We start from the raw sequence: 23,525 nt of genomic DNA, 5'->3' as shown, positions 1-23,525 counted from the left end.
TGCGTACGACGAACGACGCGAGACGGGGCGTTACGGGATGAAACGTACGGAAGGTGCTGAACCGGTGGGATCGGCGGAACGGGAGGCGGCGTCGGCGCCGGCGGAGTCGGCGCAGGGAAGGGCGGAGTCGGCGCAGGGAAGGGCGGGAGCGGTGCCGGGAAGGGCGGGAGCGGTACCGGAAACGGCGGGAGCGGTACCGGAAACGCCGGGCGCGGTACCGGAAACGCCGGGCGCGGCGGGGAAGGGGGATCTCCCCGGTTTCACGTACAGCGCCGCCGACGAGGAGAAGCGGCGCGGCGTGCGCCGGATGAAGCTGACCGCGACGGGGCTGCTGCTCTTCGTGGCCGTCGTGTACGTCCTCGCGAAGTGGGCGCAGCACGAGGGCGCGGGCGCCTGGGCCGGGTACGTCGCGGCGGCCGCGGAGGCGGGCATGGTGGGCGCGCTCGCCGACTGGTTCGCGGTCACGGCCCTCTTCCGGCACCCACTGGGCATCCCCATCCCGCACACGGCGATCATCCCCAAGAAGAAGGATCAGCTCGGCGTCTCCCTGGGGGACTTCGTCGGCGAGAACTTCCTCTCCGAGTCCGTCGTACGCCAGCGGCTGCGCGCCGTGGGCATCGGCAGCCGCCTGGGCGCCTGGCTGGCCGAGCCGGAGCACGCCGACCGCGTGACGGCCGAGCTGGCCACGGCGCTGCGCGGCGCCCTGACGGTGCTGCGCGACTCGGACGTCCAGGCGGTCGTCGGCGAGGCGATCACGCGTCGCGCGGACGCGCAGGAGATCGCGCCGGGCATGGGGAAGATGCTGGACAAGGTGGTCGCGGACGGCGGCCACAAGCGGTTCGTGGACCTGGTGTGCGTACGGGCCCACGACTGGCTGGTCGCGCACGCGGACCAGGTGATGGTCGCGGTGCAGGGGGGCGCGCCCGGCTGGACGCCGCGCTTCGTGGACAAGAAGGTCGGCGAGCGGGTCTACAAGGAGCTGCTGCGCTTCGTCACCGAGATGCGCGACATGCCCGAGCACCCGGCGCGCGGGGCCCTCGACCGCTTCCTCACCGACTTCGCCGCCGACCTGCAGTCCGACTCGGACACCCGCGCGCGGGTGGAGAACCTCAAGCGCGAGGTCCTGGCCCGCGGCGAGGTGCAGGACCTGATCGCGTCGGCCTGGTCGGCGGTCCGCCAGATGATCGTGGCCGCGGCCGAGGACGAGCGCAGCGAACTGCGCCTGCGCGTGCGCGCGGCCCTGCTGTCGCTCGGCTCCCGCATGGCGACCGACGCCCGCCTCCAGCAGAAGGTCGACGGCTGGGTGGAGGGCGCGGCGGTGTACGTCGTGACGACGTACCGCGACGAGATCACGTCCCTGATCACCGACACCGTCGCGGGCTGGGACGCCGAGCAGACGTCGAAGAAGATCGAGGCCCACATCGGCCGCGACCTCCAGTTCATCCGCATCAACGGCACGGTGGTGGGGTCGCTGGCGGGGTTGGTGATCTACGCGGTGTCGCGAGCGTTCACGGGCTGACCCCACCGGGCCGAAGCGTGGCGCTGCGGCGCCGGTCTCGACGGGGTGTGCCGCCCGGCCTCAGCGGGGCGTGCTGCCGGGGCTCGGCGCGGCCCTGGCCTCAGCGGGGCATGCTGCCGGGCTAGGCACGGTCCCGGCCTCAGCGGGGCGTGCCGCGCGGTCCCGGCCTCAGCGGGGCGTACTGCCGGGGCTCGCCGCGGCCCCGGTCGGCAAGGAGTGCTACGGGGTTCGGCGCGGCCCTCGGCGCGGGACGTTTCGCAGGACTTCAGCGCCGCCGGTCGGCCACGGCCCACGAGGCGATCCCCACGGCTCCCGCGACCCCGAACACGGCGGGCCAAGCCCCCACCCTCTTCGCCAGCGGATGCGACCCGGCGAAGGCAGCAACGTACGCCCCGCTCAACACGGCAGCGGCCGTACCCCCGGCCCGCCGCTGCCACTCCTTGGCAGCCAGCCCCCCGGCCACGGCCAGCACGACCCCACCGAGCGGCCGCTTCTTGGTGAACCGAGCGGTGGCATACCCACCGACGAGCCCACCCGCGGCGATCACCGCCGCGGGCACCTTTGCGTCCTTCATGCCTGCCTCACTTCCGAACTGTTCTCGAGGGGCGACGGTAAGGGAGCCGAGCCCTTGGCTTGAATCCGATGGGGTTCTCTATGGCTGTGCGGGTACGCCCCGGGTCGGGACGCACCATCATGCCCAGCTCACCTCCGGCTGGATGCAGGGGACGTAGGAGCGCGCCTCGCTCCGTGCGCTCATCGCGGGTCTCCCACCCTGGTCGGCCGATGACGATTCGGACTCGTGAACCTCGGCGTCGACATCCGGAACATTCACCCGCCTGAACGCTTCCGGAGCGCGGACCTGGCGCAACGACCCGACCACATGGGCGCACCGGGCCCTGGACAGGTCGGATCGACCGAGTCGTCGTTGGCCGAGCCGGCCGTGCCGGTTCACGGACACGACCGGCAGCCTGCGGGGGGTGCGCGGCCCCGGATCTGCGATTGCTCTACGGCAGCTCGATGTCGATGCTCAGGGTGATGACGACAGTGACGCGACGGTCGCGCCGGTTTCGGATCGGCCGCCTACGGGTGCCGGGTCGCCCGGGCGGAGCCACCAGGACGCGCTTCGTGCGCCGGCGGCGGGTTCTGGAGGCGCCGGAGGAGATCGGGAGGGAAGCCATTCTGTCATCGATGATGGCGATCAACTTGCGGTAAGTCTGCAGAATTCCGTACGTGACGCCCTGTTCGGCCAGGAACGCCGTCCGGCTCTCCTTGCTCCCAAGGGAATCGTACCTGGTGACCAGGTCGCGCATCATTTCCAGTGTCGGCTCGTGTTCGAAGGCGTGAGTCACGGGAATTCTCATCCTGTCGGAGATGAAATGGGTGAATTCGCGGGAGCGGTGCGTGCTGCGGACGTGTATCTGCTCGACGGGCGAAGCTCTTTCCGTAGGGCATGCCCATGAGGCGGCAGGTCTCGGTTCGGCGCGGGAATCCGATGTCGTCGTAAGGGATTCGGGAAAGCTGGTTTCGATGCTGTCGCGGGGGAGGGGTGGAGCGTTGTGCGCGAGTGCAAGTGCGAGGGGTTCGGTAACCGGGTGGGGCGTAACGGGCACAGCTCGCCCATGGTGCAGGTCCTGCATGTCGGCCCCTCGTCGTGCGGGTCGACGTGTCAATTAACGTTATACATGCTGCCACTTGTCAAACCATCCTGGTAGGGTGGGACCCTGATGCTGGCAGCGGCTAGGAGTGGCGGCAGTGCACGGTGGGGAAGACTTCGGGCCTTGGCTGGCTCGGCAGTTGAGGATGGCCGGCAGGACGCAGACGGAGTTGGCCGACTCCGTGGGGGTGACGCGTGCCGCCGTCTCGGCCTGGATCACCGGGCGCGCGAGACCACGGGACGAAACGATCAGGAAGATCGCAACGGCCCTGGGTACGGACGCCAGCACCGTACGCAACCGCACCACGGACACCTTGGCCGGCCGACCGGTGGCCTGGTACCACCGTCCCGCCCCCCGCGACGGAGGGCGCGAATTCGGCAACGCGGCGGCCTTCGCCTTCGAGGCCGATGTCTCGGTGCTGGCCCGTGAAGCGACGCAGAACAGCCTCGACGAGCGTCTCGACAACGGTCAACCGGTACGCGTCCGGTACACCTTGGACGAGCTGTCGGGGGAGACTCTGGCCGCCTTCCGTGAGGCGATCAACTGGAAGGAGCTCGCGTCCCACTACGAGGCCGCGGCGTCCCGGACCCGGAAGGTCGGACAGGTCATCTCCGCGGGGTTGCGCGACATGTACACCCGGGACCGGCTGGTCCTGCTGCGCGTCGACGACTACAACGCACACGGCCTGACCGGTGACGACTACGAGGACGGCCGTTTCGCCGCCGTCGTGCGACGGCAGCTCGACAGCCGCAAGACCGCCAGGGACGCCGGTGGTTCGTACGGTCTGGGCAAGGCGACGCTCTGGGCGACCAGTCGACTCGGCCTGGTGCTGATCAACTCGACTCTGTCCGAACCGCATGAGGGGCGCAGGGAGCGACGACTCATCGGACGGCTCGATCTGCCGTGGCGTGAGGTGGACGGCAAGGCATGGGCCGGGCCCGCATGGTTCGGCAGGCCCGACCCTCACGTGGACGGTGATGACGTCGCCCGTTCCTGGTGGGCCGACGAGGAAACGGTGGACCGACTCCGTCTGACCCGCGAGAGCGGCGAGCCCGGCACTTCCTTCCTGATCGTCGGTGCCCACGACGTCGCGAGTCTCGCCGATGCGGCGTCGCCCGAAGGTGAGGGCGTGGATGACGACAGCGTGCAACGCATGCATCAGCGACTGGTCGAGGCCCTCGGGCGGAACTTCTGGGCCGCCATGACCTCCGGCGGAGGCCGTCGGCCGTTGTTGGAGGCATCTGTTCGGTCGTTCCGAAACGGCAAGGAGGTCATCCCGGAGCGACACGTCGATCCCGATGTCGAGCAACCTGCGCGTACCCGGGCCTTCCGGGCCTTCCTGGAGGGCGCGACGGTGGATCGCCTGACTGAGGCGGGCCAAGTGGCCATGACCACGGTGCCGTTGCGCGTTCCCGGCCGTGAGGGGTTCGGAAGCGGCGGGGAGCACCGAGCGGTGCTCCTCGTGACGGACGGCGATGACCTCGACGGCGAACCGTACGCCCTGACGATGATGAGGGGTAACCGCATGACGGTCAGGGTGGGCCCGGTCCCGAACCTGCCGATCGGTACCAATCCGTTCCAGGCCGTACTCCTCGCCGGACGGGCTGCCGGTGACGCGGCGCCGTTCGCCGACGAGGCCGAGGCCTTCCTGCGTGCTTCCGAGCCGCCGGAGCACGACAAGTGGGGGCAGACGGATGAATTGCGGACGTGCTACTCGCCCTCGGCGTACCGACGGATCGCCGCTCTCACGCGGGAGGCCAACAAGGCTGTACGCGACCTTGTCGCGGTGCCCCAGGAGAAGCGACGCGCCGGCACCGAACGACTTCGCAAACGGCTGGCGGTCGGCGGCAGACGTACGGGGCGCCCTGCCGCCTCCGGCGGCACGGGCATCCCGACACTGGACGAGCTGAACGCTCACATCGGCACGGATGGCGCCTGGTGCGTCACCGCCGAGGTGAGGATCCCGCAGGGCGGCGACTCCAGGCCTCTGGTCCCGGTGGCCAAACTGGATGTGCGATCGGGACCGAAGCCGGTTCTGGCGTGGGCGGAGCTCGTTGCTCTGCACAACTGCGAGCTGATCGACGGGGCCCTGCACTTCACCAGCGGGGCACGGAGAGCCACCTTCAGCGGAGTCACCGATGTGTCGACCCATCCGGTGCGGACGACGCTCAGCGGCCTCGTCGTCGAATTGCGGACGGGTAAGGAGGACAAGGCGTGAAGGCCTATCCGTACAGGCGTCTCGCCGGTCCCGTGTCGCTACGCGTGACAGCCGTCGAACTCAAGGTGCCGGGTGAGAGCCGAGAACCGCTCGACACCAAGGCCTTTTCGGTCGTCGAGCAGGTCGTCGCTCTCGGGGGGACCGGGTTCGACGATTGGGAGAGTGCCCGTCTGAAGTTGTCGGCCACCATTCCGAGCAAGGCCACCGCTCCCGACAGCGGCTGGTCCGATGTGTCGGTCGTCGCAGTCCTGACGGAGAAGGCCACCAACGCCCGGACCGTCGTTCCTCTGGAGTCCACGACGGAGAGCGGGCGGGAGTGGACGGGCTTCCTGGACGTGTGGCGTGCCGATCACCGCGACCGCGCGTCCCTGTCGGTCCATGTGGTTGCCAGGGCCGACGGCGTTCCCGGGCGTGTGATCGCCACTGCGCAGAACGAATGGATCGTCGACCTGTCAGCGGAAGCGCCCAGGCGGCAGCGCGAACTCGACGTCGTCATCGCGGGCTTCCGCGAGGGGCCGCAGTGGCGGCGTCCCTTCAGGGAGGTGCCGTGGATCGTCGACACCTCCGGCGACGTGGCGGCCGTACATGTGAACACCGACTTCGAAGGTCTCACGGATCTGCTGTCCGGCAGCGGCTCCGGGGTCGAGGGTCTGGTTCGCGATCTGTTGTTGGCACAGATGTGTACGGACGTGTGGACCGCCGTGTTTCATGCCGCCGTCGGAGACCTGGAGGTCGAGGAGGACGGTACACCGCTCTTTCCGCACGACTGGAGGGGAGAAGTGCTGCGCGAGATGCTGCCGGACGTCATGCCCGGCAGGCCGCTCGAGGAGGCCTTGGGCGAGGTGCACCGGCGACGCACCGAGGCAGCCGGATGGATCGATCTCCAGCCCCGTATCCATTTCGCCGCCACGCGGCGGGCCGAGATGCCCAAAGCCTTGTCCACCACGATCCGCGGCCTGGACCGACTTCAACAAAGGGCGGACGCGTGACCCATAAACCAAACTATCTGCCTGAACGTCTGGCTCTGCTCTCCGACCTCAACGCGGCGCAATACGTCACGGAAGGACTGCTCAACGGGAAGGAGGACGTCCCTGCCATAGCACTCAGCAAGATCGTGGAACCTTTGCCCTACGACGGAGCCCGAGCCGCGCTGGCCCCGGTGCGGGAACTCGTCGATGACGCGATGTGTGAGTATCGGGACGAGAAGCCGACGAAGGCGGACGCCTGGCTCGCCCCTCGCCTCCACGCCACGCTGCGGCTCAACCGCAGAGAAGCCGCAGACCGGAGGCTGTGGAACTTCCTCGCGCTGGGCGTCGCGCCGGATTACGTCGTCTGGCGATTCCTCCCGGAACCGAACGGCAAGGAGAAATCGGGAGAGGCGCCCAAGGTGGCCTACCGCCGTTTTCGTGGCGCGCATTACACCCAGGCTTTTGCGCGGTTGTGGTGGATGGCGGAGCTCTTCCGGAACGGCTCCGACTACCGGCCCGTGGCCAGGGCCTGCGCGATCCAGGACATGATCAATACCGTCCTTCGTCTCGATGTCATCGACCACCGCCCCACGGCGCAGGCCATGGTGCGCCTGCTCGACCGGGGCACGGTGACGACCGGTCGCGAAGTGAACGCGTTGGCCGGCGCGGTCAACGCGTCCGCCGCCACGCTGATGTACGACGTCGTCGCGCCGGATGTCGAACGCGACGGCCGGCCGGTGCAGGAGTGGGTGGAGGCTGCGGAAACAGCCGGACCGGTGCCCCGCCGGATGCTCCCGGAAGGTCCGGACGAGGAGCAGGCTCCCGAAGGCTCGGTGGAAGCGCTGGCCGACTACTTCACGGAACTGCTCGTCGACGCGCCGGTGCGCGGACGGCCTGCGACCGAGGACATCGGCGACTGAGGAACCAGGTCCGTCACTGCTTCAGTCGTCGCCGGTGGAGTCGGCGCCCGGCGAGGGGCGCCACCCGCTCAGTCTGTCGATCAGTTCGCGTTCCGGCCGTCCGAATCCGAGCGCACAGCTCAGGATGTGGAGGGAGAGCCGTGGAGGAATGGCGTTGCCGATCTGTTGAGCCACATCGGTGGATCGCCATGGGTACGCGGCGGGGAACGACTGGAGGAGGCCTGCTTCCTGGAAATTCAGTCGCTCGAGCTCTTCCCCCATTTCCTTCACGCCGGATTTCGTCTCCTTGAGACGGTAGACGCGATTACGTCGAATCTTGCCGGTGACTGTGGCCGAAGGTTCCTGGGAGGTGCGGCGACCACGCTTCTTGGGGTCGCCACCCGAGCCGTAGTTGGAAACCACCACGAAGTCGGCGGGGCGGTCGGACAGGACGTCCTGCATCGCCGTCCAACGCTCGACCGACTGATCGTCGTCGGAACCCGTGAAGAGGGCTTGCTGCTCCTGCTCCGGCTGCGGCCGTTCGGGAAGCCGCTCTGCCCCCGGCCGGTACCGCTGATGGGTCGGTCGGGGGAACTCGACGGTCTTGGAGCTGCTCTCAGGGGCGTACCGGGCGATCAGCACAGCGCGCCGACGGGTCTGGGGTACGCCGAACTCCTCGGCGTGCAGGACATGGGCGTCAGCCGCGTAGCCGGCGGCCCGGAGGATGTGGACGTAGTGCTTCCATACGGGCAGGACGGTCGGTACCTGCTCCAGAACGACGACCTCGTACGGTCTGCCGCGCTTGAGCTTGGCTTCCATGATCCAGCGCAGTGGCTGGAGCACGAGCCCCGTGCGATCGTCCGACATGGCGTCGGTCTCGGCCTTGACCTCTTTCCACGCGGCCTCGAACGCTGCCGCGTCCTCGTGCCCGCTCAGCCGCGTGGCCAGCCGCTTCACGTCCTCCAGTGCTTTGTGCCCCTCGCGGTTCCCGGCGACGGAGAACGACTGGCACGGCGGACCGCCGGTGAGCACGTTCGCGCTCTCGACCTCGGCGTCGCACGGGCCGAGATTCGCGACGTCCTTCTCCTCCGTGGTCAGCAGGTGGGCGGCCGCACGCGTGGCGCGTGTCGGGTCGTCCCACTCGACCCCGATGGACTCCACGCCCAGGACCGTGGCGGCGATATCGAGACCGCCGGGGCCGGCGAACAGATCCACGATGCGGAAATCTGCAGGCTGAAGCGATCGGTCAGGTGCGGGGGTCATGGGATTGAAGTGTAGCCGGCGACCGATGGTGCTCAGGTCCGTACGGGAGAGCCGACGTGAGGGAACCGATGAGCCGGTCAGGCCCGCAGGGCATCGGCGATGGCGGAACCCAGAGCCTTGCCCACGGGGGGCGGCGAGGCGTGACCGATCTGACGGTAGCGAGCCGTCTTCTTCCCGGCGAAAATCCAGTCCATGGGGAAGGACTGCAGGACGGCAGCTTGATCCACTGTGAGCTTCTTCAGGGGGGAACCGGACTTGTCCGATTCCTGTACGCCATCCGGTCCGGGCACCTCGTCGGCCAGTGCGCCTCCGTTGACGCCCATACGGGCCCACGCCTTCTTCGATCCGGTCAACCCGAGATCGGCGCCTCCACGCTTGTCGGAGCCGCCGACCAAAGTGGGTGCCACCTGATCCGCCTGCGCCGCCCAGTCGTCGGCGCCCGCCCAGCCCCGAGCCGACATGGACGGGTGCAGGGCCTCCCCCACAGTCGTGTGTCGTGTCACCGTCGGCATCGGCTGCTGAAACTTGCCGAAGAACTGGTTCTTCAGGGCGACGAGCACACCTTGCTTACGATCCTGTGGGACGCCGAAATCCTGCGCATTTAGGATGAACCAGTGAAAGCCGTAACCGAGGTGTTCGAGTTCCTGCTGGATGAACACACGCACCTCGTCGAAGGCATCGCTGTCGACGAGTCCAGGAACGTTCTCGATCAGGAGAGCACGCGGCTGCACGGCGTGGGCCAAGTAGACGGTGGCCTGGAGGAGGCGCAGCTCGGCACCGGTCTCGATGCGCTTCGCGGTCGCTGAGGACTTCACTCGTGGAAGGCCGGCCGACAGCAGATCCACGTCGTAGGTCTCTTGGTGATCAACCGGATTGAACTCCAGCAGATCCATCTGGAGAACGTTCCATGTCGGCCGGTTCGTCATCAGCGTCTGGCAGGCGATCGGATTCGAGTCCAGGAGCAGGACCGGTGCGAAGCCGGCCTGTTCCAGCCCGAGGGCCAGTCCTCCACCGCCCGAACAGACATCCACGAATCTCAAGCCGCTCACTGTTCTCCCTTGTTCTGGCGCCGACCTGCCCGGCGTTGGCGTGCGACGGCGGTCGCCACGCGTTCGGCCACGCTCTCGGGTGCCTCGTGTTCCCAGAACCGTAGAACGATCCATCCCTCATCGGTCAAGTGTTCGCTCGTCTCCGCGTCGCGCGCGATGTTGCCGTCGAGCTTCTGTCGCCACCACTCCGCGTTCGCCTTGGGGCGCGTCGCGTGTTCCGGGCAGCCGTGCCAGAAGCATCCGTCGAGGAAGACGGCCACCTTGGCGCGGGTGAACGCGATGTCGATCGTTCGTCGGGACATCCCGGGTACCCGCACGTTGAGCCGGTACCGGTGGCCCGAGGCGTGCAGCAAACGGCGCACCGCCACCTCAGGGGCGGTGTCTCGACGGGCCTGGCGACTCATCCTTGCCGAGACGCCGGGCGACGACGGCTTCGCGGTACTCATGAAACCTTCTCGTCTCGTACGGTCGGGTTCCGCGCGAACGGAAGCGCGGCGGCCGGCCCTATGCCCCGTGGCACTCCCCGTACTTCCGCCCCGACCCACACCAGCACCCCTCCGAAGCCCGAGGCGGCCACCCCACCGCTCGTCCGCGGGCCGCCAAGGTCGTGGCGTACTGGGGGAGGAGGGTCGCGTCCGAAGGTGAGGTGCCCTCTGAGGCGGCGAAGGCTTCGTAGGACGGGACTGTTCCTGTGACGATGCCCAGGTTGGGGGTGCCCGAGGCGGCGAGTTCGCGGAGGGAGGACTCTATGGTCGCCAGGTGGGCCTCGTGGGAGGGGTACTCCGATGTCAAGTCCGGGTACGCCGCGAGGAGTTCCGTGAGCTCCGGGGCCGGCCAGTGGAGGACCGCCACCGGGAAGGGGCGGGACAGGGCCTCGCGGTAGGTGCCCAGTTCGGCCTGGAGGCGGGTGATCTCGGCGCGGATCTCCTCCGGGTTCTCCGAGCCCAGGGACCACACGCGCTTGGGGTCGTGGAGCTCGTCCAGCGGCACCGGCGTGCGGCCCGCCGCCGCCGCGCGGGCCCGGTGCACGCGGTCCGCGCGCTCGTCCCAGTTGTCGTGCGGCGCGCCGAGCAGGCGGCGCACGCGGTGGCGGCCGTAGAGCAGCGGGTGCGTCGCGTAGGGCGGGTCGAGGTCCGGGTCGGGGAGCAGGCGGTCCAGCGCCTCGGAGAAGGTCGCGTGGGCCTGGTCCAGCTCGTCGTGGGCCTCCAGGGCCTCCGCGACGATCACCCAGGGCGCGGCCTCCGCCGGCCGCGAGCCCCGTACGCCCTCTATGATCGCCCGCGCTTCCGCCTCGTGTCCGTACTCCCACAGGTTCGCCGCCTTGAGCGCGCGGATCAGCGTGGGGTTCTCCGGCGGGTGCGGGGCCGACGGGGAGAGCAGCTTGTCGTAGAGCGTCGTCGCGCGGTCGCGGGCGTCGGCCAGCTCCAGGTGGGCCGCGGCCTGCAGCAGCAGGTGCTCCGCGTCCTCGGGGTAGAGGCCGGCGGTGCGCTCCAGGCGCTCCGCTTCGGCGATGTGGTCGACGTGGTCGGCAGGCGTGTCGGGGCGCATGGGTGACACCGTACTGCCGTTCGTGGGGTGGGGTGTATGGGCCGCGGCCCCGGTGTGGTCCGGTGTCGCACCCCTCGCGCCCGGGCCCTTCCTCGCGCCCTTTCCTCCGCTGTGCGCCCCCTGGGGGCCGGCCGGGGACCTCGCCCCGCAGCGCGCCACGCCCCGCCCACAGTGCGCCGCACCCCGCCCGCAGCGCGCCACGCCCAGCCCCCGGCACGCCGCACCCCCGTCGTAGGCTGCCTCTTCGTGATCATTCGCCGTCGGCCGCATCTGCTCTGGCTGCTCGTCCCCTTCGTGCTGTACCTGGGGGCGCTGCCGTTCGCCAACCGGGTCGAGCCCGTCGTGCTCGGGCTGCCCTTCCTGTTCGTGTGGCTGCTCGCCGCCACCCTGCTCACCCCCGTCGCCGTCTGGCTCACTTATCGGGGGGACCGGAAGAGGCGGGAGGGGCGGGTGTGAACACCGCTGTCGCCACTTCCGTCTTCGGGGTGTTCATGGTCGGCACCGTCGTGCTCGGGCTGCTCGCCGTCAAGGGCCGCGGCGGGCAGGGCGGGCTCGCCGAGTGGTCGGTGGGCGGGCGGTCGCTCGGGCCGGTGTTCATCTGGGTGCTGATGGCGGGCGAGGGGTACACCAGCTTCAGCTATCTGGGGGCCGCGGGCTGGGGGTACAACTTCGGCGCGCCCGTCCTGTACGTCGTCGCGTACATGTCGTGCGGGTACGCCGTGGGCTACGTGGTCGGGCCTTTGCTCTGGGAGTACGCGCGGCGGCACGGTCTGGTGAGCATCAGCGACATGGTGGCCCACCGCTTCGGCCGGCCCTGGCTGGGGGCGGGGATCGCGGTGCTGGTGACCGTGTTCCTGCTGCCGTACATCCAGTTGCAGATCACCGGGATGGGGGTGGTCGTGTCGACCATCTCGTACGGGGCCATCAGCCTGAACTGGGCGTACTTCATCGGGTTCGCCGTCACCACCGGGTTCGTCGTGGTGAGCGGGCTGCGCGGCAGCGCCTGGGTCTCGGTGCTCAAGGACGTACTCGTGATCGGGACGCTCGCGTTCCTCGCGGTGTACGTGCCGCTGCACTACTTCGACGGGTACGGGGACTTCCTCGACCGGGTGGTGAGCGAGAAGCGCGACTGGCTCACGCTGCCGGGGCACGGCGGTTCGCCGTACGGGGAGGCGTGGTTCGCCACGACCTCCTTCCTCAACGCCCTCACCGTGGTGATCTTCCCGACCACCGTCGCCGGGTACCTCGGCGCCCGCGACGCGGACGCCCTGCGCCGCAACGCCATCTGGCTGCCCGCGTACAACGTCCTGCTCTTCGTGCCGATGCTGCTCGGTCTCGCGGCGCTGTTCGTGGTGCCGGGGCTGACCGGGGCCGGGTCGAACCTGGCGCTGTTCGAGCTGGTGGTGGACTCGCTGCCCGCCTGGGCTGTGGGCGTCATCGGGGTCGCCGCCGCACTGTCGTCGATCGTGCCGATGGCGGTGTTCATGCTGGTCATCGGAACGATGTGGGGCAGCAGCGTGCTGTCGCTGCTGCCCCGGTGGCGCTCGCCCGCGCGGCAGAAGCTCGCCTCGCAGGGCGTCGTCGTGGCGGCGGGGGCACTCGCGCTCGTCCTGACGTACGCGACGCCCAACACCCTCGTGCGGCTCTCGCTCATCTCGTACGAGGGGATGGCCCAGCTCGTCCCCATGCTGCTGCTCGGGCTGGTGTGGCGGCGCCTGACGCTCGCCGGAGCCGTCAGCGGGCTCGTCGTGGGGGTCGCGGTCGTGTGCGGCCTGGTCTTCACCGACCGCGACCCGGTGTGGGGCATGAACGCCGGGATCGTGGCGCTCGGCGTCAACCTGGCGGTCGCCCTGGTCGTGTCGGGCGTCGGCCCCGGCGACCGCGACCCCCGGCCGGACGGCGAGGTGCTCGCCCGCGATCCGGCCGGGACGGAGGAGGAGGGCGGGGCCGTCAGCGGCGCCGGTCCGGAGGCAGGACGACGGTGAGTCGCGGGGCCGTCAGCGGCGCCGGTCCCGCGGCACGACGACGGTGAGTCGCGGGGCCGTCAGCGGCGCCGGTCCCGCGCCAGGACGACGGTGAGCGCGGCGAGGACGCCGAGCCCGGCCGACACGGCGAGGGCCACGTCCGCGCCGTGCGCGAGGGCGGCGGGGGAGGACCCGGAGGCGGTGGACACCGCGATCATCAGGGCCACGCCCGCCGCCGAGCCGATGTACCGGGCGGTGTTGCCCGCGCCGGAGCCCATCGCGGCACGCCCCGGCGGCACCGACTCGACGGCGAGCAGCGGCAGGGCGGCGTTCAGCAGGCCGCTGCCCACGCCGGAGAGCAGCAGCCCCGGCAGCAGGCGCGGCCAACTGCCCGCGGCCGCGCCCAGCATCGTCACGGCCGCGCCGGCGTGCAGCAGGAACCCGGCGGCGAGCTGGTGCCGCGCGCTGACGCGGCCCGCGAGGCGCCGGGCCTGGAGCGCGACCAGGAAACCCGTCCCCGACCAGAGCACGAACAGCCAGGCCGTGCCCATCGCGGTCAGGCCCATGGTGTGCTGCAGCACCGTCGGCAGATAGCTGAACAGGGCGATCACCGACAGGCCGGTGAACAGGCCGCCCGCCGTCGAGGTGAGGAACAGCGGGCGGCGCAGCAGGCCCAGGTCCAGCATCGGGGTGCGCGCCCGGCGTTCCACGTACGTGAACACGGCCAGGAGGGCGGCGGACAGGCCGAGCAGGGCGCCCACCGGGGCCCGCAGCCAGCCGTCGCGGCCCAGGGTGAGCGCCGCTAGCAGCGCGACCAGGGCCAGGCCGAAGGTCACCGCGCCCGCGAGGTCGGGCCGGCCGGGGCGCGGCGCGCGGGACTCGGTCAGGGCGCGCGGGCCGAGCGCGCCGACGGCGAGGGTGGCCAAGGCCATGACGGCGTACGGCAGGCGCCAGTCGGCGAGCGTGGCGAGCGCGCCGGAGACGACCGGTGAGAGCGCGATGCCCCCGCTGACGCACGCGCCCCAGACGCCGGTGGCCCGGATCCGCCCGGGCCCGGCCGGGTAGGCCTGGGCGAGCAGGCCGAGGCTGGCCGCGAGGACGGCGGCGCTCGCGGCGCCCTGGACGACGCGGGCCAGCGTGAACATCCAGGTGGACGTGGCGAGCGCGCCGAGCGCCGTGGTGACGCCGAGCGCGTACGTCCCGTACAGGAAGACGCGGCGGCGCCCGTAGTCGTCGGCGAGGCTCCCGGCGACGAGGAGCAGCGCGGCGAGGCCGAGCGGGGTGCCGTTGAGGAGCCAGGCCTGCGCGGACAGCGAGGTGCCGAGCGCGGCGGCGGTGTCGGAGAGCGTGACCATCGGGGCCGTGTAGGTCATCAGGGCCATGAAGGTCGCGGCGCTGGTCAGGGCGAGGGTGCGGGCCGGGGCGCCGGCGCCGGTCCTGGCGGGTGCCGAAGCCGTGGCGGGTGTGACGGGTGTGGTGGGTGTGACGGCCGTGGAGGTGGCTGGGCGTGGCATGCGTGAGTGCCCCTTCGGAAGGCGCGGGGTGAGGCGCCCGCGCCGGCGAGTCCTGTCAGGTTCGTTGATGGTTCGTTCATTGAACTTGCGGTGCCCGGCGACCGTAGCAGGAGTAAGTTCAATGAATGAACCAGCCCTGGGTAAAGGTGGCTACAGTGGGGCCATGGCTCTCGGCAAGGACTACGCGACGCAGGAGTGCTCCATCGCCCGCGCGCTCGAAGTCGTCGGGGAGCGCTGGACGCTGCTCGTCGTGCGGGACGCGCTCTACGGCGTCCGGCGCTACAACGACTTCCTCGTCCACCTCGGCATCCCCCGCGCGGTCCTCGCCGCCCGCCTCCAGACGCTGACCGAGGCGGGCGTCCTGGAGAAGCGGCCCTGCGCGGACGCCCCCCGGCGCCACGAGTACGTCGTCACCGAGCGCGGCCGCGCCCTGTGGCCCGCCCTGCGCGCCCTCGGCGCCTGGGGCCTCGACACCTTCGGCGGCACCGCGCCGCTGCGCCTGTTCCGGCACGTCGCGTGCGGTACGGAGCTGGGGGCCGCGGGGGAGTGCCCGGCCTGCGGGGGCCTCGTGCCGGTGGAGGACGTGGAGATGCTGCCCGGCCCCGGACTCGACCCGGAACCGAGCGATCCGGTCAGTCGGGCGCTCCTGGCGCCCCGACGCCTGCTTCAGCCACTCACGACGGATCCTGTATAAACGGGTTCTGTACAGGCGTGTAAACGGGTTCTGTACAGGCGCCGGGAGTCGGAACGCGAGCACGGGGAGGGGGCGGCCTTGGTCAAGGAACTGGTCAAGCGCTGGGGCGCGGCCCTGCGGCCCGCCCTGATGCTGTTCGTCCTCCTCGTCGAGACCGTCCTCGCCGACACCGGCAGCCTCACCGCCGCCGTCGCGTTCGCCGCGACCGCCGCCGCGGGCTCCGCCCTCGCCCTGTGCTCCCTGCTCGCCGCGCGCTGTGCGCCCGCCGTGCCCCGCACCCGGGTCCGCACCGCCATCCGCGACCGCGAGCGGCGCACCGCCTTCCTGCCGCAGCGCGCCCCCGACGCCCGGGGCCGCACGCGTCCGCGAGCACCCGGCCGTCCCCTCCTGACGGCCGCGTAGGGACCCCGGCTCCACCCCTCCTTCCGGACCCCCACGCGGGTCGTCCTGCCGATCAGCACGTCTTCCCCCGGCACGACGAGACCCCCGGAGGGCTCACCCATGTCTTTCTTCGCCGACCTGGTCGCGGACCTCGCCGACCTGTTCGCCCCGCTCTTCCACGGCTCCGCGATGGCCGCCGCCATCGTCGCCGTCACGGCCTGCGTACGCCTGCTCGTCCACCCGCTGTCGCGGGCCGCCGCGCGCGGCCAGAAGGCGCGCGCCCGGCTCGCCCCGCAGATCGCCGAGCTGCGCAAGAAGCACGCCAAGAACCCGGAGAAGCTCCAGAAGGCCGTCCTCGACCTGCACCGCGCCGAGAAGGTCTCGCCGCTCGCGGGCTGCCTGCCGGGCCTGTTCCAGTTGCCGGCCTTCTTCCTGCTCTACCACCTGTTCTCCAGCTCCCGCATCGGCGGCGAGGCCAACGAGCTCCTCGACCACGAGCTGCTCGCCGCCCCGCTCGGCGGGCGCTGGGCCGACGCGCTCGGCGACGGCGGGGTCCTCGGCCCGGCCGGGCTCGTCTACCTGGTGCTCTTCGCGCTCGTCGCCGCCGTCGCCACCTTCAACTACCGGCGTACGAAGCGTCAGCTCGCGGGCACGGGCCTGCCGGCGGGCGGGGAGCAGGCGCCCGGGGCCGAGGCGATGGCCGCGATGACCAAGTTCATGCCCTTCCTGTCCTTCATGACGCTGGCCACCGTGGCGTTCGTGCCGCTGGCCGCCGCCCTGTACGTCGTCACCAGCACGACCTGGAGCGCCGTGGAGCGGGCGGTGCTGTACCGGGACATGCCGCACGGGGCGGCGGGGGCTGCGGTCGGCGCGGCGTAGCGCCCGGCCGGGTGTGGCGGTCCAGTACATGAACGGGGTCTTGCGGGGCGGACGGTGAGCTTGGAGGATCGGCCGAACCTCCGATGGTGCCGCACCTCCATCGGCCGGGCCGGGCTCGACCAAGGGAGACACACCATGAAGCTGCTGCGAGTCGGTACGGCGGGTGCCGAGCGCCCCGCGCTGCTCGACGCCGCGGGCACCCTGCGCGACCTGTCCGGCGTCGTGGCCGACATCGACGGCGCGCTGCTCGCCGACGACGCCGCGCTCGCCCGCGTCCGCGCCGCCGCCGACGCCGGGGACCTGCCCGTGCTCGCCGCGGACGGGCTGCGGATCGGGCCGCCGGTAGCGCGGATCGGCAAGGTCGTGTGCATCGGCCTGAACTACCACGACCACGCCGCCGAGACCGGGGCCGAGCCGCCCGCCGAGCCCGTCGTCTTCCTGAAGGCGGCGGACACGGTGGTGGGGCCGAACGACACGGTGCTCGTACCGCGCGGCTCGGCCAAGACGGACTGGGAGGTCGAGCTCGCGGTCGTCATCGGGCGGACCGCGCGCTACCTGGACTCGGCCGAGCAGGCCCTCGCGCACGTCGCGGGCTACGCGGTGGCGCACGACGTGTCCGAGCGCGAGTTCCAGATCGAGCGCGGCGGGACCTGGGACAAGGGCAAGAACTGCGAGACGTTCAACCCGCTCGGCCCCTGGCTGGTGACGGCGGACGAGGTGCCGGACCCGCAGGCCCTGTCCCTGCGCCTGTGGGTCAACGGCGAGCTGAAGCAGGACGGCACGACGGCCCGGCAGATCTTCCCGGTCGCGGAGGTGGTGCGGTACGTCAGCCGGTTCATGACGCTGTACCCGGGCGACGTGATCAACACCGGCACGCCCGCCGGGGTCGCCCTCGGCCGCCCGGAGCCCAAGCCCTACCTGCGGGCCGGGGACGTGGTGGAGCTGGAGGTCGAGGGGCTCGGGCGGCAGCGGCAGGAGCTGAAGCAGGCCTGAGGTTCCCTCCGGCGGGCGCCGGCACCTCCTGGCGCCGCCGCCCGGTGGGAGCGGGTCGCGGGGGTTCGTTCCGGCCCGCCGCCGATCGGCCCAATGGGGGCCGTGCCGAGCGTGTCTCCCGGCCCCCGTGTCCGTATTACGCATATTTCCGTATATGCGAAGAAAAAGCTCAGCGTATCTAGCGACTGTCGTGGCCGTCGCGGTCGCGGCAGTCGTCGGCGGGCCGGCCGGGCAGGGTGTCGCCGACCCGCTGCCCGGCGGCCTCGGCCCGTGCAAGGGCTCCGCCTGCCCGGACCGGTACCCGGCAGTCAACAACGGGCCGGTCACCGGCCGCGACGAGAACATCAACATCTTCGTCGGCGAGGACATGCGCGTCCGCGAGGCGGCGGCCGAGGCCGAGGGCAAGGTCGTCGTGCTCGGCGACTTCGACATGAACAAGCGGGCCGGCGCCTCGCAGGTCTACAACGTGGGCGTCGCCGGGGTCGGCTCCCGCGTACCGCCGCCCAACGGCTCCGACTTCCTCACCGCGGGCGACGACCTGACCGTCGCCCCGGGCCAGCGGCTGCTCGCCGAGGAGGGCTCGGTCAACGGCGTCGTCAAGTACGGGGACGACCTCAGCGGCACGGTCATCCCCCGAGCCGTCCGGGACCCGGGCGCCGCCGACCCGTACGCGGCGCTGCCGGGGCGGCTGACCGCGGCCAGCCGCTGTTACGCGTACGAGGGGGACGAGCGCCGGGCGGCCAACGGCACCGTGACCTACAGCAGCGCCGCGACCGTCTTCCACGGCGACGGCACGTCCGCGCTCCAGGTCTTCGAGGTCGACCGCGACCTGGCCAGCTCGGGCGGCGGTACGCAGGGCATCACCTTCACCGACATCCCGGCCGGGGCCACCGTCCTGGTCAACCTCTACGGCGACGTACGCCAGATCAACACGTGGGTGGACGGTTTCCCCGGCCTGGGCGGGCGGCTCCTGTGGAACTTCCCGGACGCCTCCGACGTCGAGTTCAACGGCTCCGCGCAGTTCGCGGGGAGCGTCCTCGTGGGCTCGGCGGGCAGCACCGCGACCGTGCGGATGCCCGGCATGAACGGGCGCTTCTTCACCGTGGGCTCGCTGACCCACACCTCGGCGGCCGGGGGCGGCCAGGAGTTCCACAACTACCCGTTCACCGGGGACCTGCCGTCGTGCGCGACGCCGTCGCCGACGCCTTCGCCGTCTCCGGACGAGAGCGATGACCCGTCGCCGTCTCCGTCCCCGGATGAGAGCGACGACCCGACGCCGTCGCCGTCTCCCTCCCCGGATGAGAGTGACGATCCGTCGCCGTCGCCGTCCCCCGACGACAGCGATGACCCGGAGCCTTCCCCGTCCCCGGACGACAGCGATGACCCGGAGCCTTCCCCGTCCCCGGACGACAGCGACGATCCTTCGCCGTCCCCCGACGACAGTGACGACCCGTCACCCTCCCCGGACGACAGCGACGACCCCTCACCGTCCCCCGATGACAGCGACGACCCCTGGCCGTCCCCGGACGACAGTGACGACCCGTGGCCTTCGCCCGACGACAGCGACGACCCGTGGCCGTCCCCGGACGACAGCGACGACCCGTGGCCCTCGCCCGACGACAGCGACGACCCCTGGCCGTCGCCGTCCCCGTCGGACAGTGACGGGCCGAAGCCCACTCCGTCGCACACGCCCACGCATCCGCACCCGCGGCCGACGAAGGACCCCGACGAGATGGCCCGTACCGGTACCTCGTCCGGGGAGCTCGCGCTCGTCGGCGGGATCGGGGCGGCGCTGGTCGCGGCGGGTGTCACGGTCGTGGTGACGGTACGCCGCCGCCGGTCCGGCGGGTACGAGTGAGGCGGGCGGGGCTGCGCCCGTAGGCGTCAGGCCGCGGTGAACCGCTCCAGGGCCTCCACCACCAGCGCGTGGTCCGCGACCTGGGGCAGGCCCGAGACGGTCACCGCGCCGACGACGCCCGCGCCCTCGACCCTGACCGGGAACGAGCCGCCGTGCGCGGCGTACCGGTCGGGGTCGAGGCGCGAGGAGTCCTCGAACGTCGTGCCCTTGGCCCGGAACCTGCTGCCCACCAGGTACGACGAGCAGCCGTAGCGCTCGACGACGCGGCGCTTGCGGTCGATCCACGCGTCGTTGTCCGGGGCCGAGCCGGGCAGCGCCGCGTGGAAGAGCTGCTGGCCGCCGCGCCGGATGTCGACCGCGACCGGCGCGCCGCGCTCGCGGGCCAGCTCCACCAGGAGGCAGCCGAGCGCCCACGCGTCGTCGTACGTGAACCGGGGCAGGGTCAGGCGCCGCTCCTGCTCCTCCAGTTCCTCGACGGAGGGGGCGGCGGGCGTCGCCGGGCGCGTCACAGGTCCACCGCCACGCCCTCGCGGGCCGAGCGGCGCGCGGCCTCCAGGACGTCCAGGGCGGCGGCGGCCTCGTGCGCGGTGACGGGGTTGTCGCCCTCGCCGCGCAGGGCCGCGGCCACCGCCGCGTAGTACGCGGGGTAGTCGCCCGGCAGCGTGGGCACGGGGCGACCGCCGCCGGTCAGCGGGGACTCGCCGGAGCCGAGGCGGCCCCACATGCTCTCGGGCTCCGTGCCCCAGGACTCCGCCGCGCCGCCGGGCCGCCGGCCTTCGCGCAGCGCGGCCTCCTGCGGGTCGAGGCCGTACTTCACGTAGCCCGCGGTCGAGCCGAGGGCACGGAAGCGGGGGCCGAGCTGGGCGGCCGTGGCGCTGACGTACAGGTGGGAGCGGACGCCGCTCGCGTGGGTGACCGCGATGAAGGTGTCGTCGTCGGCCTCGGCACCGGCGCGGCGCACGTCCGCCTCCGCGTACACGCGCGTGGCCGGGCCGAACAGCACCAGGGCCTGGTCGACGACGTGGCTGCCCAGGTCGTACAGGAGGCCGCCGATCTCCCCGGGGTCGCCGGACTCGCGCCAGCCGCCCTTGGGGCGCGGGCGCCACCGCTCGAAGCGGGACTCGAAGCGCCACACCTCGCCCAGCTCGCCGTCGGCGATCAGCTCGCGCAGCGTACGGAAGTCGTTGTCCCAGCGGCGGTTCTGGAAGACGGACAGGAGCAGACCGCGCTCCTCGGCGAGCGCCGCGAGGCCCCTGGCCTCGGCGGCGGTGGCCGCGAGCGGCTTGTCCACGACGACCGGCAGGCCCGCCTTGAGCGCGGCGGTCGCGAGCGGCACGTGCGTCTTGTTCGGCGACGCGATCACGACGAGGTCGAGGTCGTCGGCGCGGTCCCACAGCTCGTCCGCGGACGCCACCGTGCGCGCGGCGCCCGCCGCGCGCGCCTCGGCCTGGCGGTCGGCGTTCGACGTGACGACCGTGTCGAGCGCGAGGCCGTCGGTGGAGGCGATCAGCGGGGCGTGGAAGACGGAGCCCGCGAGGCCGTACCCGATGAGGCCGACGCGGAGGTCGTTCTTGCCTTGAGTCATGGAACCCACTTTGGCAACGCGGTTGCCAAAGTGCAAGCGGTGACGACAATGGGGGTGTGAACAGGGGTGTCGGCAACGGTGTGGGCAGGGGTCCGGACACGGCTTCGGACAGGGGCGACGGGGGCGGCGCGGGGGTGCGCGCCCGGCCGCCGCGGGGGCGCAACGCCGCGGTCGTGCTCGACCTGCTGCGCGTGGCCGGGGACGAGGGGGTGAGCCGCCTCGAGCTCGCGGAGCGGGCCGGGCTGACCCCGCAGGGCGTCAGCAAGATCGTGGCGCGGCTGCGGGCGGAGGGCCTGGTCACGGACGCCGGCCGACGGGCGTCCACCGGCGGCAAACCGGCGACCGTACTGCGCCTCGTGCCCGGCGCGGGGGCCGCGGTGGGCGTCCACCTGGAGCGGGACGCGCTGGTGGCCGTGGTGGTGGACCTGGCGGGCAGGGTGGTGGCCGAACGGCGCACGGCGGTGGACTTCGCAGCCGGGGTCGAGGCGGTGGTGGAACTGGTCGCCCGGGAGGTGCGGGTGCTGGCGGGGGGCGCCTTGGGGGGAGGTGCCCGGGCGGAGGGTGCCCCGGCGGCGGGCGGCCTGGCGGTGACCACCCCGGTAGCGGGCGCCGCGGCGGAGGATGTTCCGGCGGAGGCCGCCCCGGCACCAGGCACCCCGGCGGGAACTGCCCCGGCAGAGGCCGCCCCGGCTGCGGGGGCCCCGATGGGTGCCGCCCAGGGGGCAGCCGTCGCCGCGGGCCGGGAGGTCCACGTGTCCGGGGGCGGGCAGGTGGAGGGGTTTCCGGTCGCTGTGCTCGGGGTCGGGGTCGCGCTGCCCGGGCCCCTGGACCACGTACGGGGTGTGCTGCACCGCGTCACCGGCTACCCGGCGTGGGACGGCTACCCCCTGCGGGACGCGCTCGCGGCGCGGCTCGGGCTGCTCGTCGTCGTGGACAAGGACACCAACGCCGCCGCGCTCGGGCTCGCGCTGAGCGGTGGCGGCGCGGAGTCGTTCGCCTATCTGCACCTGGGCACCGGGCTCGGCGCGGGGCTCGTGCTCGGGGGCGGGCTCCACCGGGGTGCCCGTACCGGCGCGGGGGAGTTCGGGCACCAGGTGGTGCTCCTGGACGGGCCCGCGTGCGAGTGCGGTGACCGGGGCTGTCTGGAGGCGCTGTGCCTGGCCGCCGTGGCGCGCGGCGACCTGGACGAGGCCGCGCGCGTGCTCGGCACCGGCGCGGGCAACCTGGTCTCGCTCCTCGACATCGACCGGGTCCTGCTCGGCGGGCGCACGGTGGCCGCGGCCGAGGACGTCTTCGTGCGCGGCGTCCGGGCCGCCGTCGCCGCGCGCACCCGCCGGGAGGGCGCGCGTACGCAGGTCGGCGTCGCGCTCGCGCCCGGCGGGGAGCGCTCGGTCGCCGAGGGCGCCGCGCAGTTGGTCCTGGCGCCCCTGTTCGGGCGGGCGGGAGGGGCCTGACCGCGTCGGCGGTGCGCGGCCCGATGGGCCGTTCGGGGGTATTCGGGCGGACAATCGGCCCGCACGGGTGGTGGCGGCGGCGCGGCGGTGCGCGCGCGTGGCAAGGTCTCGGCCACGACCTGTTGCCTCCCGGCGGGGCAACAGGGCCCGACCGGGCGTGAGTTCGACCCGCGCCCACCCCGCCCCGCCCTGTTCAGCAAAGGTCCCGCATGCGACTTCGCTGCCGTCTGGCCACAGGCCTCACCGCCGCGCTCGTACCCGCCGCGCTCGTCCCCGCCACGGCCGTGGCCGCCGCCGCGACCCCCCTGCCGTGGGCCGGCGTGCAGCAGGCGGAACGCCTCCGGCCCGTCGAACTGCCCGGGCACGCCCGGGGCCAGGGCTCCGCGCGGCCCGCCGGTCACGTCGGTCACGCCGGTCCTGCGGGCCGCGACGCCGCCTGCTCCGCCCTCGTCCCGGCCGACTTCCCCGTCGCCGCCCGCGTCCGCAAGGGCCCCGGCCTCTACGAGGCGGGCGGCGGGCACGGCCGCTGGTCGCTCCGGCTCGTCAACACCGCAGCGCGTGCCTGCGACCGCGTCCACCCCGTCGTCGTCCTCGTCGACCGCAAGGGCAGGCTCCGGCCCGGGCAGGTGCGGCTGGAGTTCCGCGCCGGGGGCCGCTGGCACCCGGTGGACTTCGAGGACGGCGGGCGCGGGGAGACCGTCGGCGTGCTCGACGACGGTACCGGCGGGTTCACCGTCCGGCCCGGCGGGGCGCTGACCGTCCCGGTGCGGCTCGCCTTCACCTCCGACACCACGCCCGACCGCGTCGTGGCGAGCGCCGCCGTCGTGCAGCGCCGCGGCGACGACGGCGACTGGGTGGGGGAGTCCGACGACTACCCGTTCGACATCGCCGGATACGGCGGCTCCGCGTGGCCGCACCCCGGCGAACTCGCCCATACCGGCCCGCGGTTCCTGCGCGGGCTCGGGGTCACCGCCGGCGCCCTCCTCCTCGCCGGCGGAGCCCTGGTGGTGGGGGCCCGGCGCCTGCGGGCCCGGGGGCGCTGACCCCGGCCGCCCGCCACCCACCGGACAGGGCCGGGCCCGCG

22 protein-coding genes are annotated in these 23,525 nt (G+C 72.3%); 13 read left to right on the top strand and 9 right to left on the bottom strand.

Going from position 1 to position 23,525, the window contains the following annotated elements; all coding sequences use genetic code 11:
* Nucleotides 1–37: 37 nt before the first annotated feature.
* Complete coding sequence (locus tag IE330_RS25730) at nt 38–1,519, top strand: DUF445 domain-containing protein (protein ID WP_190138498.1); 1,482 nt, start codon at nt 38–40, stop codon at nt 1,517–1,519.
* Nucleotides 1,520–1,784: 265 nt separating this feature from the next.
* On the opposite strand, the gene IE330_RS25725 is transcribed toward IE330_RS25730, so the two are convergent.
* Nucleotides 1,785–2,093 (bottom strand): hypothetical protein, encoded by a 309-nt coding sequence (locus tag IE330_RS25725; RefSeq protein WP_190138497.1) that lies wholly within the window; start codon nt 2,091–2,093, stop codon nt 1,785–1,787.
* Between the two features lie 430 nt (nt 2,094–2,523).
* Nucleotides 2,524–2,868, bottom strand: a complete 345-nt coding sequence (locus tag IE330_RS25720) for a hypothetical protein (protein ID WP_190138496.1) — start codon at nt 2,866–2,868, stop codon at nt 2,524–2,526.
* A 451-nt stretch (nt 2,869–3,319) separates the two neighbouring features.
* Here IE330_RS25720 and IE330_RS25715 point away from each other — a divergent pair, with 451 nt between their 5' ends.
* Genes IE330_RS25715 through IE330_RS25705 form a run of 3 tightly spaced genes read left to right on the top strand, consistent with a single transcriptional unit; the run spans nt 3,320 to nt 7,280 of the window.
* Nucleotides 3,320–5,392 carry a helix-turn-helix transcriptional regulator gene (locus IE330_RS25715; RefSeq protein WP_190138495.1) on the top strand — a complete coding sequence of 691 codons (2,073 nt, stop codon included), beginning with the start codon at nt 3,320–3,322 and terminating at the stop codon, nt 5,390–5,392.
* Complete coding sequence (locus tag IE330_RS25710) at nt 5,389–6,381, top strand: hypothetical protein (RefSeq protein ID WP_190138494.1); 993 nt, start codon at nt 5,389–5,391, stop codon at nt 6,379–6,381. Before IE330_RS25715 ends, IE330_RS25710 begins: the two co-directional genes overlap by 4 nt.
* Complete coding sequence (locus IE330_RS25705; protein ID WP_190138493.1) at nt 6,378–7,280, top strand: DUF6339 family protein; 903 nt, start codon at nt 6,378–6,380, stop codon at nt 7,278–7,280. Before IE330_RS25710 ends, IE330_RS25705 begins: the two co-directional genes overlap by 4 nt.
* Before the next feature lie 21 nt (nt 7,281–7,301).
* On the opposite strand, the gene IE330_RS25700 is transcribed toward IE330_RS25705, so the two are convergent.
* The 4 genes from IE330_RS25700 to IE330_RS25685 all read right to left on the bottom strand — a co-directional run bounded on the left by IE330_RS25700 (nt 7,302) and on the right by IE330_RS25685 (nt 11,119).
* Nucleotides 7,302–8,522, bottom strand: coding sequence for a DNA cytosine methyltransferase (locus IE330_RS25700; protein ID WP_190138492.1), 1,221 nt, complete (start codon nt 8,520–8,522; stop codon nt 7,302–7,304).
* Nucleotides 8,523–8,599: 77 nt separating this feature from the next.
* The gene (locus IE330_RS25695; protein ID WP_229925917.1) at nt 8,600–9,571 is read right to left on the bottom strand and encodes a DNA cytosine methyltransferase; all 972 of its coding nucleotides are present in this window, start codon (nt 9,569–9,571) and stop codon (nt 8,600–8,602) included.
* On the bottom strand, nt 9,568–10,017 hold the full coding sequence (locus IE330_RS25690) for a very short patch repair endonuclease (RefSeq protein WP_190138490.1): 450 nt from the start codon (nt 10,015–10,017) through the stop codon (nt 9,568–9,570). The genes IE330_RS25695 and IE330_RS25690 overlap by 4 nt, the downstream gene beginning before the upstream one ends.
* Before the next feature lie 58 nt (nt 10,018–10,075).
* Complete coding sequence (locus IE330_RS25685; RefSeq protein WP_190138489.1) at nt 10,076–11,119, bottom strand: SEC-C domain-containing protein; 1,044 nt, start codon at nt 11,117–11,119, stop codon at nt 10,076–10,078.
* 246 nt (nt 11,120–11,365) lie between these two features.
* Here IE330_RS25685 and IE330_RS25680 point away from each other — a divergent pair, with 246 nt between their 5' ends.
* Both IE330_RS25680 and IE330_RS25675 read left to right on the top strand, forming a co-directional pair.
* On the top strand, nt 11,366–11,575 hold the full coding sequence (locus IE330_RS25680; RefSeq protein ID WP_373314724.1) for a DUF3311 domain-containing protein: 210 nt from the start codon (nt 11,366–11,368) through the stop codon (nt 11,573–11,575).
* Nucleotides 11,572–13,104 (top strand): sodium:solute symporter family protein, encoded by a 1,533-nt coding sequence (locus tag IE330_RS25675; protein WP_190138488.1) that lies wholly within the window; start codon nt 11,572–11,574, stop codon nt 13,102–13,104. Before IE330_RS25680 ends, IE330_RS25675 begins: the two co-directional genes overlap by 4 nt.
* 59 nt (nt 13,105–13,163) lie before the next feature.
* Here the strand turns inward: IE330_RS25675 and IE330_RS25670 are convergent, their stop codons facing one another.
* Nucleotides 13,164–14,597, bottom strand: a complete 1,434-nt coding sequence (locus IE330_RS25670; RefSeq protein WP_190138487.1) for an MFS transporter — start codon at nt 14,595–14,597, stop codon at nt 13,164–13,166.
* A 163-nt stretch (nt 14,598–14,760) separates the two neighbouring features.
* Here IE330_RS25670 and IE330_RS25665 point away from each other — a divergent pair, with 163 nt between their 5' ends.
* From IE330_RS25665 to IE330_RS25645, 5 genes are all read left to right on the top strand, one after another.
* Nucleotides 14,761–15,291 carry a winged helix-turn-helix transcriptional regulator gene (locus IE330_RS25665; RefSeq protein ID WP_190138486.1) on the top strand — a complete coding sequence of 177 codons (531 nt, stop codon included), beginning with the start codon at nt 14,761–14,763 and terminating at the stop codon, nt 15,289–15,291.
* 129 nt (nt 15,292–15,420) lie between these two features.
* Nucleotides 15,421–15,693 carry a DUF6412 domain-containing protein gene (locus tag IE330_RS25660; protein ID WP_229925919.1) on the top strand — a complete coding sequence of 91 codons (273 nt, stop codon included), beginning with the start codon at nt 15,421–15,423 and terminating at the stop codon, nt 15,691–15,693.
* 99 nt (nt 15,694–15,792) lie between these two features.
* A complete protein-coding gene (locus IE330_RS25655) occupies nt 15,793–16,551 on the top strand; it encodes a YidC/Oxa1 family membrane protein insertase (RefSeq protein WP_190138485.1) in 759 nt (252 codons plus the stop codon).
* A gap of 135 nt (nt 16,552–16,686) precedes the next feature.
* Nucleotides 16,687–17,544, top strand: coding sequence for a fumarylacetoacetate hydrolase family protein (locus IE330_RS25650; RefSeq protein ID WP_190138484.1), 858 nt, complete (start codon nt 16,687–16,689; stop codon nt 17,542–17,544).
* Between the two features lie 190 nt (nt 17,545–17,734).
* Nucleotides 17,735–19,402 (top strand): choice-of-anchor A family protein, encoded by a 1,668-nt coding sequence (locus IE330_RS25645; protein ID WP_308439046.1) that lies wholly within the window; start codon nt 17,735–17,737, stop codon nt 19,400–19,402.
* Nucleotides 19,403–19,428: 26 nt separating this feature from the next.
* On the opposite strand, the gene IE330_RS25640 is transcribed toward IE330_RS25645, so the two are convergent.
* Both IE330_RS25640 and IE330_RS25635 read right to left on the bottom strand, forming a co-directional pair.
* Nucleotides 19,429–19,911, bottom strand: a complete 483-nt coding sequence (locus IE330_RS25640; RefSeq protein ID WP_190138482.1) for a heme-degrading domain-containing protein — start codon at nt 19,909–19,911, stop codon at nt 19,429–19,431.
* Complete coding sequence (locus IE330_RS25635) at nt 19,908–20,987, bottom strand: Gfo/Idh/MocA family protein (protein ID WP_190138481.1); 1,080 nt, start codon at nt 20,985–20,987, stop codon at nt 19,908–19,910. Before IE330_RS25635 ends, IE330_RS25640 begins: the two co-directional genes overlap by 4 nt.
* Before the next feature lie 56 nt (nt 20,988–21,043).
* On the opposite strand from IE330_RS25635, the gene IE330_RS25630 reads away from it, so the two are divergent.
* Nucleotides 21,044–22,441, top strand: coding sequence for an ROK family transcriptional regulator (locus IE330_RS25630; protein WP_444546235.1), 1,398 nt, complete (start codon nt 21,044–21,046; stop codon nt 22,439–22,441).
* A gap of 209 nt (nt 22,442–22,650) precedes the next feature.
* Nucleotides 22,651–23,484: a hypothetical protein gene (locus IE330_RS25625; RefSeq protein ID WP_229925916.1), complete on the top strand. Its 834-nt coding sequence runs from the start codon at nt 22,651–22,653 to the stop codon at nt 23,482–23,484.
* The last annotated feature ends 41 nt before the right edge of the window (nt 23,485–23,525 follow it).

The sequence above is a fragment of the Streptomyces longispororuber genome (assembly GCF_014656095.1).
Classification (GTDB): Bacteria; Actinomycetota; Actinomycetes; order Streptomycetales; family Streptomycetaceae; genus Streptomyces; species Streptomyces longispororuber.
The sequence above is the reverse complement of the archived record's forward strand: the minus strand, read 5'-3'. Positions and strand labels throughout refer to the sequence as shown.